This is a genomic window from Caproicibacter fermentans, from assembly GCF_014303955.1.
GTDB classification, from domain to species: Bacteria; Bacillota; Clostridia; order Oscillospirales; family Acutalibacteraceae; genus Caproicibacter; species Caproicibacter fermentans.
Genome location: NZ_CP060286.1, coordinates 2,466,990 through 2,485,863, shown reverse-complemented (window position 1 = coordinate 2,485,863; position 18,874 = coordinate 2,466,990). Strand labels below are relative to the sequence as shown.

14 protein-coding genes are annotated in these 18,874 nt (G+C 47.0%); 8 read left to right on the top strand and 6 right to left on the bottom strand.

Going from position 1 to position 18,874, the window contains the following annotated elements; all coding sequences use genetic code 11:
* Positions 1-45 precede the first annotated feature (45 nt).
* Entirely contained in the window at positions 46-942 is an 897-nt protein-coding gene (locus tag HCR03_RS12285; RefSeq protein ID WP_187034443.1) for a ribokinase, read from the bottom strand.
* Positions 943-969: 27 nt separating this feature from the next.
* On the bottom strand, positions 970-2,007 hold the full coding sequence (locus HCR03_RS12280; RefSeq protein ID WP_187034441.1) for a LacI family DNA-binding transcriptional regulator: 1,038 nt from the start codon (positions 2,005-2,007) through the stop codon (positions 970-972).
* A gap of 296 nt (positions 2,008-2,303) precedes the next feature.
* Between HCR03_RS12280 and rbsD the strand changes: the two genes are divergently transcribed.
* Positions 2,304-2,699: a D-ribose pyranase gene (rbsD, locus tag HCR03_RS12275; protein WP_066646212.1), complete on the top strand. Its 396-nt coding sequence runs from the start codon at positions 2,304-2,306 to the stop codon at positions 2,697-2,699.
* Positions 2,700-2,914: 215 nt separating this feature from the next.
* Here the strand turns inward: rbsD and HCR03_RS12270 are convergent, their stop codons facing one another.
* Together HCR03_RS12270 and HCR03_RS12265 are read right to left on the bottom strand one after the other, a co-directional pair.
* Positions 2,915-4,672 (bottom strand): glycoside hydrolase family 13 protein, encoded by a 1,758-nt coding sequence (locus tag HCR03_RS12270; RefSeq protein ID WP_187034439.1) that lies wholly within the window; start codon positions 4,670-4,672, stop codon positions 2,915-2,917.
* Positions 4,673-4,694: 22 nt separating this feature from the next.
* Positions 4,695-5,714 carry a LacI family DNA-binding transcriptional regulator gene (locus tag HCR03_RS12265; RefSeq protein WP_066646215.1) on the bottom strand — a complete coding sequence of 340 codons (1,020 nt, stop codon included), beginning with the start codon at positions 5,712-5,714 and terminating at the stop codon, positions 4,695-4,697.
* Between the two features lie 269 nt (positions 5,715-5,983).
* Here HCR03_RS12265 and HCR03_RS12260 point away from each other — a divergent pair, with 269 nt between their 5' ends.
* The 5 genes from HCR03_RS12260 to HCR03_RS12240 all read left to right on the top strand — a co-directional run bounded on the left by HCR03_RS12260 (position 5,984) and on the right by HCR03_RS12240 (position 12,797).
* Positions 5,984-7,693, top strand: coding sequence for a type 2 periplasmic-binding domain-containing protein (locus HCR03_RS12260; protein WP_187034437.1), 1,710 nt, complete (start codon positions 5,984-5,986; stop codon positions 7,691-7,693).
* 66 nt (positions 7,694-7,759) lie between these two features.
* Positions 7,760-8,650 carry an ABC transporter permease gene (locus HCR03_RS12255; protein WP_066646221.1) on the top strand — a complete coding sequence of 297 codons (891 nt, stop codon included), beginning with the start codon at positions 7,760-7,762 and terminating at the stop codon, positions 8,648-8,650.
* A 17-nt stretch (positions 8,651-8,667) separates the two neighbouring features.
* Positions 8,668-9,549, top strand: coding sequence for a carbohydrate ABC transporter permease (locus tag HCR03_RS12250; RefSeq protein ID WP_066646223.1), 882 nt, complete (start codon positions 8,668-8,670; stop codon positions 9,547-9,549).
* 23 nt (positions 9,550-9,572) lie between these two features.
* The gene (locus HCR03_RS12245) at positions 9,573-11,945 is read left to right on the top strand and encodes a glycoside hydrolase family 31 protein (protein WP_187034435.1); all 2,373 of its coding nucleotides are present in this window, start codon (positions 9,573-9,575) and stop codon (positions 11,943-11,945) included.
* A gap of 102 nt (positions 11,946-12,047) precedes the next feature.
* Positions 12,048-12,797 (top strand): nucleotidyltransferase domain-containing protein, encoded by a 750-nt coding sequence (locus HCR03_RS12240; RefSeq protein ID WP_187034433.1) that lies wholly within the window; start codon positions 12,048-12,050, stop codon positions 12,795-12,797.
* Between the two features lie 258 nt (positions 12,798-13,055).
* On the opposite strand, the gene HCR03_RS12235 is transcribed toward HCR03_RS12240, so the two are convergent.
* Complete coding sequence (locus HCR03_RS12235; RefSeq protein WP_187034431.1) at positions 13,056-14,159, bottom strand: glycosyltransferase; 1,104 nt, start codon at positions 14,157-14,159, stop codon at positions 13,056-13,058.
* An 82-nt stretch (positions 14,160-14,241) separates the two neighbouring features.
* Complete coding sequence (locus tag HCR03_RS12230) at positions 14,242-15,435, bottom strand: EpsG family protein (protein WP_166525096.1); 1,194 nt, start codon at positions 15,433-15,435, stop codon at positions 14,242-14,244.
* Between the two features lie 731 nt (positions 15,436-16,166).
* On the opposite strand from HCR03_RS12230, the gene HCR03_RS12225 reads away from it, so the two are divergent.
* Both HCR03_RS12225 and HCR03_RS12220 read left to right on the top strand, forming a co-directional pair.
* The gene (locus HCR03_RS12225) at positions 16,167-18,455 is read left to right on the top strand and encodes a leucine-rich repeat domain-containing protein (RefSeq protein ID WP_187034429.1); all 2,289 of its coding nucleotides are present in this window, start codon (positions 16,167-16,169) and stop codon (positions 18,453-18,455) included.
* A 61-nt stretch (positions 18,456-18,516) separates the two neighbouring features.
* Complete coding sequence (locus HCR03_RS12220) at positions 18,517-18,783, top strand: hypothetical protein (protein WP_187034427.1); 267 nt, start codon at positions 18,517-18,519, stop codon at positions 18,781-18,783.
* Positions 18,784-18,874 lie beyond the last annotated feature (91 nt).

Here is an 18,874-nt window from a genome sequence, read left to right as displayed (position 1 = left end):
TTTCATGCTGATTTGCAAGATATCACCTCAAATCGTTATCACAAGTTACTGCATTTTCAGATCGGAGTTCACCACCTCTTCCAGCGTAGGAATGGAAATTGAGGCTCCCTTTCTGGAAACTTCGATAGATGATGCGACGGAAGCAATGCGAAGTGCTTCCTCCACGGGGCAATTCTCCAGAATTTTAGCCAGAAAAAAGCCTGTGAAAGTGTCTCCTGCGCCTGTGGTGTCCACAACGGGTACCTTGTAGATGCCGTGCGTGCAAACCCGGTCCCTGTCCTGATACCATACTCCCCCTTTTCCCAGTGTAAGAACCACTTTCGCGTTCGGGCAGCGCTTCAACAGCGCTGCGGCAATTTTGTCCGGTTCTTTTTCTCCGGTAAGGTCGAAGCCTTCTATTTCATTCAAGATAAAATATGTAATTTTCTCGAAAGGACAGTCAAAAACGGTACGGTCCAACGGAGATGGATTCCAGGCGATCTGCATTCCCAGTTCAAACGTTTTACTAATGATGCGTGAAATAGCGTTTATTTCGTTCTGCAGCAGCAGCATGTCTCCTTTGTGAAAATGGCTCAACACAGAGTCGATGTAATCATTGGTAATTTCCGCATTGGCGCCGTGATGGATGATGATGCAGTTCTGGCCGGAGCTGTTTACTTGAATCATGGCAACTCCTGTCATGGAGCCGGTTTGATCGATCAGTTCCGTATGTACATTTGCCTTTTCCAGCAGGTCGACAAGCCACCTGCCGTCGTGACCTACTTTTCCCGCATGATAAATTTCTGCGCCGGCTCTTGACAATGCGACCGACTGATTCAGGCCCTTTCCTCCGGGAAGCAGCTCCAGGCTCTCTGCCGCCATCGTCTCTCCCGGTTGTACAAAATGGTCCACCTTAAAAACGTTGTCGATATTCAGGGAGCCAAAATTTAAAATCTTAGGCATATTGATTTATCTACCTTTCCCTCAATTTCATTTTTTTTCGCCGACGGCTTCCGTGCTTTTCCTCACCATCAATTTCGGCTTAAACTGCACGTTTTTCTGCTTCTCATCGGGGTTTTCGATCATACCGATAATTTTATCCACGGCGCACCGGCCGATTTCGTAAGCAGGCTGTTTCATGCTGGTTAAAGGGACTTCCATGAATTGCGAAAACTGCAAATCATCGAATCCTACAACAGACAGGTCACCGGGAATGGAAAGCCCTCTCTCTTTCGCCTGTTGATAGATGCCGTAGGCCATCATATCGTTACAGGCAAAGATCGCGGTCACTCCCTGTTCAATCAATTCCCCGGAAAGGCGGTAGCCTGTCGGCGTGTGGTAATCCCCCACCCTTACTAATATCGGATCAAACGTTACACTGAATTCCTGCAGCGCCCGGATGTATCCGAAAAGCCGTTTCTGAGAGGACTGCTCCCCCATAGGACCGGATATAAAGCCGATTTTCCGGTGCCCCAGTTCCAGAAGGTGATTTGTTGCAAGGTAGCCGCCAAGCTCGTTGTCTACGGTAACGCTAGGCGCGGCACAGCCGGCGTCTTCTTCCCACACCGCCCGGTCGACAAGCACCATCGGCTTTTCGACCTGTTTCATAATCTGAAAACACTGAGTATCCTTATGTACCTGGGAGCTGACGGCCATGGTGAACAGAATCCCATCCACGCCCTTATCGACTAACACATTCACATAATCGACATCCTTCTGCGGATTGTCGTTAGTGTTGCATAAAATCAGGCTATATCCGCACTTTTGACATTCCGCCTCGGCTCCTTTGGCAATCTCGGCAAAAAAAGTATTTACAATGTCCGGAATAATCAGACCCAACGTCTGTGTTTTTCTGGTAATCAATCCGACTGCAATCTGATTTGGATGATAATGCATCTCCTCGGCAGCCTTCAAAACTTTATGGATCGTTTTTTGGGAAATTCTTTCGCTTTTGTGGTTTAAGACCAGAGAAACCGTTGATACCGAAAGCCCTGTTTTTTTCGCGATGTCTTTAATTGTTACTCTCATTCTATAGGAATCTCCTCTGGAAAATTGAAAAGCACTGGAAGATTTTATTACTATTAAACAATTAGTTGAGCCGTCGGTAAAGTATTTTAGTAATACGTTTGAACACAGGATAACGTGGATTGTTCCGCTTGTCAATAGAATTCGCAAATTATTTTGTTCCGAATACCAATTTTTATGCATTAATACCAAATGCAGTGCCATAGTATTGTCATATTCTCCATATATTAGAGAACTAAAATACGATATAATAGAAATAAATTTTGTTGAAACGTTTTAGTTGGAAGGAAGATTTGCATATGACGAAAAGCGGCATTCTGAATCCGGACCTATGCTCCGCCATTGCGGAGATTGGGCACACTGAATATTTTGTAATTGCCGATCCGGGCTTACCGCTTCCGAATGATGTAAAGGTCATCGATCTTACTTTAGTTCGCGGAATTCCATCGTTTCTTGACACATTAAAAGCGGTAACAAACGAGTTGGTCGTGGAGTCCTATGTGCTGGCGGATGAAATGAAGACGGTGAGCCCTCAGTTGCATGACCAAACCTGTGACACGCTGAAAGGACTTCCTCGCCGCTATGTCCCGCATGAAGAATTGAAAAAGCTTTTAAAGGATGCCAAGGCAATTGTCCGCACGGGAGAAACGACTTCGTTCGCAAATATTATTTTAGTCTGCGGTGTTAACTTTTAAACAATAGTTAACTCCCGGCACAGCCGGGGGTTCCGGAAGGAATCGATAAGGGAGGGGCTGCGGCCTCTCCCTTATCCTTCGCGTTTCCACCAAATGTCGCATGGGCAAGTTCATTCAAAAAATTATTTTACAGTTCTGAATCGGAGAATTCCCGTATGGGCAGAAAATCTGAGCTTATCTGCTCAAGTACGCAACCCTCACCAGACTGGGATCGACTACGTAAGAGACGGCGCCGTTTTCGACATCACGGCCGCGTCGAAGCCATAGAGCGTCAGACGAGCAAGGCCACCCTGAACCGAGATATGATGCTGATTCACCGGGTCGGTGTAGATGCCGTCATCCGCGGAGACTGCGAAAGAAACTTCGCGGGGGGCTTCCGAATTGTTTACGGCAATGGTTATACAGGCCGTTTCAGACTTTCTTCTGTAAATGTAAAGACTCTCATCAGCCCATATGGTTTCAAAGTCGCCAAGCATCGCGTCCATATTTTCAGACCGCAGTGCAATCAACCGCCGATAGTATTCAAAGAGTTCGCTTTCCGGCTGTTTCCAATCCATCGGTCGGCGATAATCAATCTCTTTCCAGCCGTTTAGACCCTTTTCGTCGCCGTAATAAATGGAAGGTACACCGACATGTGTCAGCAGAAACAGTGCGGCTAGTTTCAGCTTCCGGACATCTCCGCCGGCGCTTGTGAGAAAACGCGGGACGTCGTGGCTGTCCAGCAGGTTCATCTGGGCCTGCTGGACGTTCCGCTGATAGCGAATCAGAAGATAATTAATCCGTTCGTTGAATTCCCTGGCCGTCAATTCCCCTTTTGCAAAGAAATCAAGACAGGCGTAATAGAAATTATAATTCATTGCAGAGTCCATCTGGTCCCCCTGCAGAAAGGCGCGGGCATCGTCCCAGACTTCACCGACGATAAAAACATCTGGGTCAATGGCTTTGAGAGCGCGGCGAAAAGAACGCCAGAAACCAAAGTCAATTTCATTTGCAACATCCAGTCGCCACGCGTCAACGTGAAAATTTTCAGTCCAGTAGCATGCCGTATCAATTAAATACCGCTTAACTTCCGGGTTCCCTGTGTTCAGTTTTGGCATAGTTCCCTCGTAGGCAAAACACTCATAGTTCGGCACCGGTTTTTGTACGACCGGCAGTTTTGAAATATAGAACCAATCCCGGTAGCGGGAATCCTTACCTTTTTTCAGCACATCTTGAAAAGCGAAAAAGTCCGGGCCGCAGTGATTGAAAACCGCATCGAGCATGACGCGGATGCCGTTTCTGTGGCAGGTATCCATCAGCTTTTTGAAATCTTCCTTGGTCCCAAAGCACGGATCAATGCTGCGGTAGTCGATCGTGTCGTACTTGTGCCATGAATTTGCCCTGAAGATCGGATTCAGGTAGATGCAGCTGATTCCAAGCTTTTTCAGATAGTTGATGTTTTCGGCAATCCCATGAAGTGTCCCGCCAAACTCGGATCGGCTGGTAAAACCATCCGTTCCGCGGATCATCTTTCCTTCGTGAGAAATTTTTCGTTTGCCTGAAGCGAAGCTGTCCGGAAAAATTTGATAGATGACTGCCTTTTTCGCCCATTCTGGGACTTGAGCGATGTTTTCACAGCGTATGTAATGCAATTGAAAATAAAGTTGCCGGTTTTCACTTGGCTTTTCAAAAAAACCGCTATTGTAATAGCAGAAACTCTGTTTGCCGTCAGAAAGCAAAAAATAATAGCATAGACGAGTGACTTTCGGATCAATATCCGCTTCGAAATAATCGAACAGTGAGTCGGTGTACTTTTTCCGCATGATGGCTTCTGCCGTCCGGATCGGATTTTGAGAGTCCATTCGGTCCCCGTAAAAAACGCGGCAGTCGGTAAGATCTCCTTTCCCGGAGCGAAGTCGAAGTACAACGTGATTCCGTGAGAGTGCAAAGCAGTATTCCGAGTAGGTCCGATGATAAATCGCTTCTTGATTCATTCAGTTATCTCCTCAATCAGGTTTATACGAGCCTTCTGACAGACTGGCGTTCCTCCAGCTCCACATCAAGATTTATGGCGCTTTTGCGGAAGGAATCATCCCGTATGGCCCGCATCAAAAGGTTTACGGCTGACTCCGCTTTCTGTTTGACATCCTGCGAAATGGTCGTCAGTTTCGGCGTAACAAATGAGCAGATTTGAAGGTTGTCGAAGCCAACAACGGAAAGGTCGTTCGGCACAATCATGCCGTTGAGGCGGGAGCCTTCCATAATGCCGATCGCAAGGATATCTGCTGTTGCGAAAACTGCGGAAACATCATAGGAGCCGTTCGCGATCGCTTTGCCGATTCGGATGCCGTCTTCATAAGTGGTGTTGGTTTTTATTATGCGGCTGCTACTGTATTCGATTCCGGCTTCTTTCAGCGCGGCGCGGTATCCGCGGTAACGGTTATAGACAATATCGTTAGACTCATTGAATGGGCCGGCAAAAGCGATTTTTTTATGGCCGTTGTAAATCAGATGCTTTGCAGCAGTATAGCCGCCTTTGTATTCGTTGATCCCGACCGTAAGCGCAGAAAAATCCTCCGTATGATAGCTGTCGATAAATACGACGGGACATTCGCTGCTGTGTGTAATCGATTTCATGTCAGAATGGGTCTGGTGAGTTAGGATAATCGCGCCGTCTGCGTTCCAGTTTTTCAGGATCGTCGGGATGCTGCCGATTTCTTCTAAAGAGCGAATGAGAACAAAGTAGTCCTGCTCGCGAATCAGCATTTCGATTTCGCCAAACAGTTCGCCCATGTAGGGATTTGAAAAATAGTTGACGAGAGGGTTATCCTTCGGCAGAAAAATTACAATTATTCTGGAGGTGTTTGACGACAGGCTTCTTGCGGAAAGATTCGGCACGTAATCGTATTTTTTGACGAGTTCCCTGATCTTCTGGATATTCTTTTCCGAAACCCTGCCGTAATTTCCGTTGATTACATTGGATACGGTCATAATACTGACGCCGGCTTCGGCGGCGATATCTTTCAAGGTTGCCATAAAGTCCCCCCTGCAGGTTTATCGTTAAATATAATTTATTATATAAATTCTAATGCGCATTTATAATATCACATTTCCAAACAATTTTATATTGGCGAAAGAACAATATTTCAGTTATTATTTTATGAGTTTACACAAATATGCAAAAAAGTCCAGATTGTATAAAACAAATTGGATACATTCACTTATTTTCTCTTGACAATTCGCAAAATGAGAAATACAATGAGTTAAGGTTTAGCGCTAAACTGAATTTGAATGGGGGTTTTTGTATGAAGAAGACTCTTTGGAAAAAAGCACTTGTACTGCTGATGTCATCCTGTCTTGTAGTTTCCACCGCAACTGGATGCGGCCGGACACAGACAACAGGAAATGTCACAGATACTTCGGAAGATTCCGCCGCCTGGAAAGAAGCGGAAACATCACCGGAAAAGCCGTATCCGGAACTGGTAACCTATACGGTGGGCTTAAAGGTCCAATCGAATACGGCATATCCGAAAGGTTCGGAAGATACGGCGGAAAACAGCGCGTACACGCGTCTGTTCCGAGCGAGACTGAATATTCAGAACAAAGACGCATTCGAAGCAGTCGACGGTGACGACTACGATCAAAAGGTTTCAATGGCAATCGCTTCCGGCAACATTCCGGACATTATGAGTGTGGATTATCCTACACTGAAGCAGTTGGTTGAAAATGATCTGATTGCGGACCTTACGGAAAGCTATAAGAATTGTGCGGGCAGTCTGATGAAGGAGATTTATTCCTCCAATCATGACAAATCGCTGGAGATGGCGACATTTGACGGAAAACTTTACGCGATTCCGACAACGGCCATTTCTTCCGGGCCGGAAATGCTCTGGCTGCGCGGCGACTGGATGGATAAACTGAATCTTCCCGCTCCGAAGACCCTAAGCGATATAGAAAATATCCTGACACAGTTTGTTCAGAAAGACCCCGGCGGTAACGGCGCCGGCAAGACCGTCGGACTTGTACTTTCCAACAAATATTTCTGCGGGACCTACGCCGGCGGGTATCAGTCCAATAATATTTTCACCAATTTCGGCGCTTATCCAAAGCAGTGGGTAAAGGGAAAAGACGGCAAAGCCGTTTACGGTTCTGTTCTGCCCGAAATGAAGCAGGGCCTACAGCTTCTGGCCGATTGGTACAAAAAGGGATTAATTGACAAAGCGGTCGGCGTTCGGAAAGACGACGATATTAAGAGCCTGCTTACAAAAGGCCAGTGCGGTTCTTTTTTCTGCGGCTGGTGGGCGCCTTACAATCTGGAAGCTTCCTATAAAATGAACCCGGAGATTGACTGGAGATGCTTTATCGTCCCGACAGGCAACGACGGAAAAGTAACGATGTTCACCGGAAACCCGAACCAGAACTATTTTGTGGTCCGCAAGGGGTTTGAGCATCCGGAACTGTTGGTAAAAGAAAAGAACATCTCACTCGACTACAACCAGGGTACGTCCGCCTATACCGATACGAGTAAAGAAGCCAAAGAGTACCTCGATTACGTCAACCATCAGTATGGCGTCGACCCGGTGGGCGGCTTTGATTATTACGACGCCGCGGCCCGCGCCTACAAACATATCAGCGAAGCGATCGACGGCAAGCGGAAACCGCAGGACATGATCATATATGAAAACACCCTGTATCAATCCTGCAAAAAATATTTGGACGATAAGAAAAACAACAAGACTCCGGATTCGACCGATTGGCTGAATTACCAGGCCAGAATGGTGTCCAGCAAACTGGTGAACGACACTCCGGTCAACACCGTGGAACCGGTTTACTTTGACCGGACGCCTTCTATGAAGCTGAAATGGGCCAGCCTTGAAAAAATGGAAAATGAAGAGCTGCTGAAGATCCTGACAAATGAAAAGGACATTGATTCGTTCGACAGCTTCGTCCTTCTGTGGGAAAACGCGGGCGGAAAGCAGATAACGGATGAAGTCAATCAGGCAATTAAGAAGTAAGTTCACTTTCTCTGTTCGCATTGCGGAGCCCCTCTGCAATGCGGGCAGTTTACGACGAGGAAAATCATGAAAAATCAAAAGGACCAATTAAGCTATCGTCTCATGCTAGCTCCGGCCATCATCACGCTGCTGATTTTTAGTTACGCGCCGATGGTCGGGATTGTGATCGCATTTCAGGATTTTGTTCCGGCGAAAGGGATTTTTGGCTCACGGTGGGTTGGACTGGACAACTTTAAGTTTATGTTTGCACTGCCGGATGTAACGCAGGTGCTGGTCAATACAATTATCATCTCGTTTTTTAAAATAATTCTGGGAATTCTTATACCGGTTTGTTTCGCATTGCTGCTGAATGAAATCCGGCTGAAGTTTTTCAAAAAAGTTGTTCAAACCATCGTATATCTTCCGCACTTCCTGTCTTGGGTCGTTCTGGCGGCGGTCGTCCAGTACGTATTCGGCTATGACGGGCCGATCAATAATTTTGCTGTATCCATGGGCAGGGCGCCGACTTTGTTCATGGCAAGCAACACATGGTTTCGGCCCATTTGTATTTTTACGGATACATGGAAAGAGTTCGGTTACGGCTCCATTATCTATCTTGCGGCATTGACGTCGATTGACCCCGGACTGTATGAGGCCTCTGCAATCGACGGCGCCAACCGCTGGAAGCAGCTGCTGCACGTCACGCTTCCCGGAATCGTTCCTACCATTGTGCTGATGGTAACCATGAGTCTGCCAAACATTCTGAATGCCAATTTTGACCAGATTTACAATTTGTATAATCCGCTTGTTTACCAGACGGGGGATATCATCGATACCTACGTGTACCGCATCGGCATGGTACAGAGGGAATACAGCCTCGCAACGGGAGTCGGCCTGATCAAATCGGTCGTCGGCATGGTTCTTATGGTGGCTGCGAACCAGCTGACCATAAAACTCACAGACAGGAAGATGTTTTAGGGAGTGTGGCTGTTATTATGATTCAATCGAAAAAGGGACAGATCTTGGATTCTTTTATTTATCTGGTCGTTCTGGCTATGACGCTTATGTGCCTGCTCCCGCTGCTGAACGTGGCTGCCACATCTTTCAGCAGCAGTGCGGCGGCAACGGCTAATCTGGTTGGAATTATTCCAGTCGAATTCACAACGAACGCTTACGGCAAAATTATGGAAGATTCTCAGTTCTGGCGTTCATTCGGTATTTCAGTCATCCGCGTTGTTTTGGGAACGGGCATCAATATGCTGCTGACTGTTTTAACCGCTTATCCACTTTCGAAGAGCAAATGGGAATTTCACACGCAGAATTTTTATATGTGGTTCGTGATCTTTGCCATGCTGTTTTCCGGCGGAATGATTCCAACATTCCTCGTTGTGAACGGATTAAAACTGACAAATACGATCTGGTCACTGATTCTGCCGACAGCCGTTCCTATCGGCAATGTCATTTTGCTGATGAACTTTTTCCGCGCCGTGCCGAAATCACTGGAAGAAGCTGCAAAAATAGACGGGGCATCCCCATGGAAAATCCTTTTCAGCATCTTTGTTCCGCTTTCGCTTCCCTGCCTTGCCACTCTTACGCTTTTTTGTATTGTTGGGCATTGGAACGATTACTTTCAGGCAATTCTGTATATCACAAAAACTTCAAATTATCCTCTGCAGACTTATATTCAGCAGTTGTCTGCCGAATTTGACCTTTCCAAGATCACAGATATTGAAAAGCTTAAAAAGTATCTGGCAATTTCCACAAGGACGTTGAACTCGGCGAAAATTGTCGTTTCGACCGTTCCTCTTCTTATCATCTATCCGTTTCTTCAAAAATATTTTGTCTCCGGCATCGTGATCGGCGCCGTAAAGGAATAACGCTCTTTTAGGGAGGAAATTCATTGGAAGAATACTACAAACTGAAAGTTTCCCCTCAGTGCAGTCCGGGCAATGTGGTTCAGGGGGATAACTACCGGTTTACTGTTTTGACTTCTCAGCTGATTCGACTAGAATACTGCCGCGAAAATCTATTTGAGGACCACGCGACACAGGTAGTTTTAAACCGAGATTTTCAAAAAGTTCCTTTTCAGACGGTCGAAAAGGAGAATGCGCTTGAGATTATAACGAAAAACTTACACTTGCGTTATAACAAAAGACCGTTTTCAAAGAACGGCCTTTCCATTGAAGTGTTAGATAACTGCAGCGATTACAGGAACATCTGGAAATATTCCGATGAACTGAATGATTTGAGAGGCACGGCCCGTACTCTGGACAATACGGCCGGGCCCATTCCGCTGGAGCATGGTCTGCTTTCCGTTTATGGCTTCTCAGTTCTGGATGATAGCGGTTCTCTGTTGCTCTTGGAGAACGGATGGGTCGCACCGAGAGAAAAGAAAGAAATCGATCTGTATTTTTTTGGTTACGGCAGAAATTTTTTGCGTTGCCTGAAAGATTTTTACCGGCTCTGCGGCAAGACGCCCATGTTGCCGCGCTATGCGCTTGGGAACTGGTGGAGCCGGTACAACCGCTATTCCGAATCATCTTACCGGAAGCTGATTTTGCGCTTCCGCGAAGAAAATACGCCGTTTTCCGTTGCCGTGCTCGACATGGACTGGCACTTGGTAGACGTAGGGCCCGGAAATGGAAGCGGCTGGACCGGCTATACGTGGAACCGGAAGCTTTTCCCCGACCCTGCGGCTTTTTTGAAATGGCTGCATGAGCAGGGGCTAAAGGTTTGCCTCAATCTCCATCCGGCTAACGGCGTTATGCCTTACGAAGAGGCTTATGGAAAAATGGCGGAAGCTCTCGGGATAAAGGACGGAAGGAAAATTGATTTTGACATTGCTGATTCGAAATTTCTAATGGCCTATTTTAAATTTTTACATCATCCAAATGAAGAGATCGGCGTCGATTTTTGGTGGATCGACTGGCAGCAGGGCGCGGATTGCAGCATGGATGGAATGGATCCACTGTGGATGCTGAATCACTATCATTATCTTGATCAAAACAGGAGAAATAAAAGGCCTCTGATTCTTTCCCGATATGCCGGAGCGGGAAGCCACCGCTATCCGGTAGGCTTTTCCGGCGACAGCATAATTTGCTGGGAATCACTCGACTTTCAGCCGTATTTTACAGCGAATGCTTCCAATGTGGGCTATGGCTGGTGGAGCCACGACATTGGCGGTCACATGTGCGGCGTCAAAGATGATGAGCTCGCGATACGATGGGTTCAATTTGGCGTTTTTTCGCCTATCAGCAGGCTGCACAGCTCCAGCGGACCATTTAACGGGAAAGAACCCTGGAATTATAACCCAACGGCGGAAGGCATTATAAAAGATTTCCTGCGGCTTAGGCACCGCCTGATTCCATATCTCTACACGATGAACTATCGTTTTGCTCATGACGATCTGCCGTTGATTCAGCCCATGTACTATCAGCATCCGGATGAATATGATGCGTATCATGCGCCAAACGAATACTATTTCGGCAGCGAGCTGATTGCATGTCCCATTACGAAGCCGGCGGATGCGAGACTTGGCGTTGCCCAGGCTCGTGTATGGCTTCCGGAAGGAATATGGATTGACGTGTTTACGGGGATCATTTATCGCGGCGGGCGGGTCATGCAGAGTTACCGTACATTGTTTCAACTTCCGGTTTTCGCAAAAGCGGGCGCAGTGATTCCAATGGCGGAGCTTTCGAAGAACATCAACGAGACGTCAAATCCGGCGGCGATGGATATTCGCGTCTTTGCGGGTGCCGACAATCGATTTACCATGTATGAGGACAATGGCAAAGATGGCATATCGCGGCGTGAAGCTTTTACTGACTTGATTTTTCATTGGGGAAGGACATGCGATTTCCGGATTTGCGCGACGAAGGGGGATAGGGAGGTAATTCCGGAGAAACGGGATTACACGATTCGTTTCTGTGGTATGGAGGATCCGGAAAAAATTGAAGTCTTCCAAGGCGGCATGAAGATGAAATATGAGAAAGCATATGCTCCAACTTCCCACACGGTTTGCATTTCTTTGAAAAATTGCCCGACTGACGCCAACGTGGTAATACGTCTCGCAGGTGCAGGACTTGCCCATAACGATATCACGGATTTATGTTACCGTATCATTGACCGGTCGCAGATAGAATACAATCTAAAAGATAAAATTTATCTGACTATCTGTAACGAAAAAGATATTTCACGCATTTTGGGGATTCTTCAGGCGCTTGATATCCCGAAAGATTTGTTTGGAGCGATTTGTGAGATTCTGACTGCATAAGTTCCAAAACGCGCCAGCCGCCTGAAAAAATTCTGTGATCGTCATCAATCGCCCGCTGAGCTCGGAAATACTTGAACATGAGAAATAGACAGGAGTATTGCAATGACCAGAATACAGCTTTTAAAGAAGCGACTTTCAGAAATCGCAACCTCTTTAAAAAACAGCGATCAAGCACTGGCTTTACTGGCGCTAGGTTCTTGTGGAAAAGATTTAATGGATGAATATTCAGATCTGGACTTTTTTGTAATCGTGAAACAGGGATACAAAATGTGGTATTTAGACAATCTGAACTGGCTGGAATCCATATCTCCCGCTGCTTTCTATTTCCGAAACACTGCCGACGGATACAAATTTCTATTTCAAGACGGCGTGTACTGTGAGTTCGCGGTTTTTGAAGAAAGTGAGCTGAATCAATTAGGTGCTATGGATGGGTCGATTCTCTGGAAAGACAAGAACTTTAAGAAATTTGATCTGCAATCCGGCTTTTCTTTACCGAAGACACAAGAAACAAGACCGGAGTGGATGCTTGGTGAAATCCTAACAAATTTGTATGTTGGTTTATGCAGGTTCCGAAGAGGGGAGAAGCTTTCGGCATATAAGTTTGTACAAAATTATGCCGTTGACCAGCTTCTAAATTTGCTTCAGATGCAAAATTCTTCTAACCAGCCGGACAAATTTGATATTTCACGAAGAATAGAATTCAGAAATATTATTAATACGGATTTATTATCGTCTTTTATTCAGGGTTATGATAAAACACCCCAGTCCGCAATATCGATTCTTCGGTTTGTAGATGAACATTTCATAATTAACCAATTCATGAAAGTGAAAATTGAAGAACTCGTAAGATAGCACCAGAAAATGCCTTGACGCGGAGGCGGTTTTGCAAGTAGCACTCTGCAGCGGCAATTTTTCCGTTTCTTTCGGCAAGGGGGATCGTCTTCGCGGAGGCGATGAGTCGCTTTTTCGCGCGCGTGATTAGAGAATGACGTCATGAAAACAGGAAAAATCAAGTTCATTCTCGTTCAATTTGATTTTTTCAAACGTCTGTTAAAGTAAAACAATAAGTGTGTTTCAAAGGATCGTGCACATGAAGGAAACGGCCTCTTTTTAAGCTCCGTTTTCCCGATAAATTTGAATGATCTTCGGCAAGACCGTTTGAATATCGAACCGAGTGATGAAATTTCTGTTCACAGAGACGCGCTGCCTATCCCGAACCGCTTTCAGCGCATGTTTCAGAGCAACCGAATTTTCGGTTGGAAACAGCAGTCCGCAGCCCTTGCTTTTCACCAGTTCCCTGTGTCCTTTGATATTGCTTGCAACAACCGGCAAACCACACGCCATCGCTTCCATCAGATTAAACGGCAATCCTTCTATTTTACTGACAGATACACAAGCATCGCAGCCTGCATAAAGCTCTCTTATGTTTGCCACATACCCCAAAAAACAAATCCGGCCGTCGACGTGCAGCTGCCGCGCCAGTTCTTTGCTTTCATCCAGCAGTGCACCGTCTCCGGCCAGATAAAGCCAGCTGTTTGCACTGCTCTCTCGGCAAAGCTCGGAAAAAGTACGAATCAGGAACCCCTGGTTTTTTCTTTCTGAAAATTCGGCAGCATAGATATAAGCAAAGTCCTGTTTCGACAGCCCTAATTTTTTTCTCTCAGCAGCCCGTTCCTCCGGCGATACAGGGTTAAATTTGGTAAGATCAATACCCATGCCGTCAATATAATACAGTTTATCCCGATACAGCTTGTATTTGCGGGCAATTTCTTCATCCTCATGATTCATCACCATCAGCACATCCGTTACGCGCGCGCAAAGTTTTTCCGGGATCAGATATTTCCATTTTTTCAGTCCGTCATTTTCCTGGAACAGGTACCCGTGTACGGTGCAGACAACTTTTGGTCTTTTGCGCAACAAAAGAATTCCCGCGCGGACAATCGCGCTTGCCAGCTCCGTATGCGTGCTGACAAGATCAAACCGCTGCGTGCGAATCAGTTTTCGTGCTTTCAGCACGGCGCTCAAATTCCCGGGACTCAAAAATTTCTTTTGCATCGGCAACGCGACGACCCGATCGGCATAAGGCACAGAAGCTGCTTGATCCGCGGCGACCCACACCTCGTACCCCATTTCATGAAAAGCACGCAGATAGGGCAAATGGAAATTCCGAATATGCGAAAGGGTAGATGCACAATATAAGATTTTTTGAGTCATTGCAGCCCCCTGATTTTCATGTTTTTCATTCCGTCTAATCAAACCATTTCCCAAATGCCCGCCGGTCGGCTTCCTGCCTCCGTTATTCCCAAAACGTCAGATACGGAACCAGGTTGATCCGGTTGGCAAGCAGGATCCATACATGATATAAATATCCCACAAATACAAGCGTTGCCAATGCGTAGGAATAGATGTACTTGCGCGTGTTGACCTGCATCTTGAATTGGCGGCGTTCCGCGATCGCCCTTTTGCGCTCCGCCCTGTTGCGGATTGCCTTCCGGTTTACGGTCTGCGGTACGGCCTCCGCCTCCACGCTCTGCACGCCGATGCTGGCGAACAGCTCCGGAATGGTCAGAATGACCGTCGTCAGGAACATCATGCCGAAGCGCTGGTACAAAAAGTGCTGGAGCGTCATGAGGTAGAGCAAAGCGGAAAAAAAGGACAAATTGATTAAAACGCTGTTCCGCTCGTCCCGGCGCAGGATAAACCGTGTCAGAATCAGGATCACGGCAGCTGTGATGACCGGAATCGCCGCCGTCTGCCAGTCGCGGCCCATCATATAATACAGGCCCTGCTGGGTTGCATACACTTTATAGACATATTTCGTGATCAGATTAAAAATCGGCCAGGACAGCCCGGTAATCAGCGCCGCGATTCCGCTGTAGCTCAGCAGGAACTTCCAGTTGACCGGAAGCCGCGCGATAAAATAAAACGGAATCATAACAATGATCGACTTATGGAACGTCACGGCGAGCAGCACAATCAGCAGATACGGAACAAATTGTCTCTTCTTAATAAATTCGATGGAAAACAGGAAAATGGAAATCGCGATGCACTGCCGGAGGAAGCTGAGCGAATTGCCGTAAAAGCCAAAGCTGACAAACACAAACATGCCGATCCACGGAATCGGCGAAACCCGGTACAGCAGCACCGCCGTCAGTGTCACGACGACCACCGCGACGACCAGCATGAAGATATGTACGTCGCGCGTAAACAGCGAAACCACATAATTCAGCAGGCTGTAGCCCGGTTCAATCCGGTAGCCGTTGGCGGAGCTGATCAGGAATTTCCAGCCCCCGTCATGCACCTGATAAAAATAGGTTTCGTACTGCTTGTAGTCGATTCCGACCGTGTCCGCGCGCAAAAAGGCGACCGCGGTCATGGCAAGCGAGGACAGAACCAGAAAAACAATGGTGTTCCTCTTCGATTTTTTGTATTCGCAGAGCAAAAGCCCCAGAACCAGAATCAACAGAAGCAGAAGGTTATATACCGTCATAGAATTTGATCCTTCCATTTTTTTCAAAAAAATTATAGCATTAATCCCATGCGGATACAAGAAAAAGGCTGGAAACAATCCGTAAAATTCACGGGAATCGACAGGATCAAACGGATTTTCTTGACTTCCTGCCGGAAAGCGGTATAATTTTCCTTGTAAGGCACAAATAAAAGTGCAATGCAGAGGCCGGGTGCTCCAACACCCGCCTCCTGCAATACGGAGAGCGCGCTCCATACGCAACCGAAACTTCGGCACATTGCGGATTCTATTATACTTCCTGCGTCTGTTTTTGTACAGGGGGTTTTCTTAGGATTGCGCGGTGGGCCTCAAGCGGCGTCGCATATGGAATCATATCCGTATGCGGCGCCTTTTGTCCTTTGCGGCGGAGGCCGATTCATATTTTCCTCTAACCCGGCACATCAGCACAGAATACTGCGGCAAACCGTTCGACAGCGCCGGGGCACCTGCAAGGAGCGGCTGAACTATCTTTGACATTCTTTTCTTGCGCGGTAGGATGGGGATTGATTACCGTAAGAACCCACAGGCAAACAGGAAAGTAAAATCTTGTCCTGGATTACGGAAATATATTTCAGACAGGTTAAGGGATTATCCCTCTGAGACTTCCCTGATTTTTCAAAGACAAAGAAACCCTTACCGGATCTTCTGCCTGAAAATCCTGATGGGGAAAATCGGGAGCAAAGGGATCATTATATTTAGAAGGAGAACGTGTCATGATACATTTTTCAAAGCGACTGCTCACGACAGTACTTGCAGCAGAAACCGCGGCTTTTCTATTTTCCGCCTGCACCGTCTCGGCTCCCCCGGCAAAGAACGCGGAAAGCCAGACGGCAATTTCTTCCGCGCCGGCAAGGGAACACAGAAAGCCCGTTTCAAACGCTGAGTTCGACATCGACGGTTCCATTCTCGTTTCGTACAAGGGTTCAGGCGGCACCGTGACCATACCTGACGGGATAACTGAAATAGACTCAAAAGCGTTTGAAGATTCCTCAATATCGGATGTTAAAATACCTGAGAGCGTTACAAAGATAGATAACGAGGCGTTCAGCGGATGCACCGCTTTAACCAAAATAACCATACCGGAAAGCGTTACTCAAATAGATGTAGGCGCCTTTGAAGAATGTCCGGTCCTGCAACATGTTTCCCTGCCGGACGGCATCAAAAAAATCAGCGGCTATGCTTTCGAAGGCTGCAAAAAATTAACCGGTATCAACATACCTGAAAGCGTAACCGAAATAGACGAGGATGCCTTTTTAGACTGTGAAAACCTTGCGAACCTCACAATACCAAAGGGAGTAAAGGAAATCGGCACCGGCGCCGTTGACGGGACCGCGTGGCTCAAAAACACCAAGGGCGATTTTGCCACCCTAAACGGGATGCTCGTAAGGTACAAAGGCCACATACACAACGTGACAATACCAAGCGGCATAACAAAAATATGCAACGGTGCTTTTTATCAGGACGACACCCTTCTTGGCGTAAAAATTCCCGAGGGCGTCACGTCCATAGGCGACGACGCGTTCGCCGGATGCCTGCAGCTTGACAGCGTCACGCTGCCTAAGAGTCTTACTTCCATCGGAAACGGCGCGTTTTCAGATTGCTTCATTTCCGATATAAAAATCCCGGAGAATGTTTCTGATATAGGCGGCGGTGCTTTTGACGGCACTATGTGGCTCAGAAACAACAAGGACGATTTCGTAACCGTGAACGGGATGCTTTTAAAATACAAAGGCAGTAAAAAAGATATAGCCGTTCCCAAAAGCGTGACTTCAATACGCGGCGGGGCGTTCAGCGGGAACACCGGCCTTGCAAGCGTGTCTTTACCCGACGGCATTACAAAGATAGGCAACCGCGCTTTTGCGGACTGTGAAAAACTGAAAAGCATCAATATCCCCGGCAGCGTAACCGCCATCGGCGAAGCGGCTTTTTCAGGCTGCAATCTCATCCACAGCATGAGTATACCGCAAAGTGTTACTCAAATAGGCGAAAAAGCATTCGCGGACTGCACCGCTTTGTCATCGATAGATTTACCGGTCAAATTATCAAAAATAGAAGACGGTACTTTCGACTACTGTGAGAACCTAACGGATATCAATATCCCCAAAAGCGTCAAAAGTATTGGCGGAAGCGCCTTTTACGGCTGTGGGCTTGAGAGCATAGACATTCCCGACGGAGTTACGGAAATAGGAGATTACGGCGCTTTTTCTTCATGCGCAAAACTTAAATCCGTACGGCTGCCCGACAGTGTAGTAAAATTAGGACGTTATCCTTTCATCGGATGCAGCAGCCTTGAAGCGATAAACGTAAGCACTGGAAATCAACAGTATTGCAGCGACGGCGGCGTTTTATATACTAAAGACAAATCGCGGCTTCTTTGCTGCCCCGGAGGCAGGGAAGGGACGTTTACGGTACCCGGCGTCGTAACCGAAATCGGCAGTGGCGCGTTTCACGGCTGCGATAAGCTGACTGCCGTGAAGCTGTGCGGCGGCATCAATATTATTGGCGACCGCGCATTCTTCTTCTGCAAAAAGCTTACCGGCATCGCGATACCTGAAAGTGTCGCCGTTATAGGATACGACGTGTTTTCCCACTGCTCCGATATGCGATCAGTCACTGTCGGCAGCGGCAGCAGCGTATATGCCAGTGAAGACGGTGTGCTTTACTCAAAGGATAAAAGTACGCTTCTTCTATTCCCATGCGGCAAAGGCGGGACTTTTACCGTCCCCTCAACCGTTATCAAAATCGGTACCGATGCATTTGACAGCTGCGAAAAGCTCACCGACGTAATAATATCCGAGGGCGTTACCGAAATAGACAACAGCGCATTTTCAGACTGTACCCTGCTTAAAAGCATTTCTATTCCCAAAAGCGTTACAAAAATAGCAGGGACCGCCATTTGGCCAAGTGATTCCGGCGTAGAGCTTACCATAAAGGGCATCACCGGTTCCGAGGCTGAAAAATACGCGAATAACAGCGGCATTAAATTTAAAAAGCTCGGTTAAATTGAAAGAAAATATTCAATAGTCACCGATTCTTAGTCAATTTTTGAAGGAAATAAAGTCTATGAAAGCAACGAAGTTTTCAGCATTTTGTTTATCCGTCTTTATTTTAACCATGGCGGGCTGTGGCACCCTCAACGGGGGAAAAGCGGTAAGCTCCGGGACCGGTTCCGCAGCAGAAAACTTGTCTTCCGAGTCTCCGTCGTCGGGTTCTTCGGAAACATCCTCTGCGCAAAGCACCGTTTCCCAGTCGCTTTCCGGCAAATCGGTCAGCTCAAAAGAGGATCTTTCGGAAAAGACGTCGTGCTTTCTGTTGGGGGCATCACATTGATTAAATGGAAACTCGGGCTGTTTATTGTTGCCATCGTATTTTTTTCATTTGCAGGTGCTTTTTTTATTCATTCAAATTGGAAACTATCTTT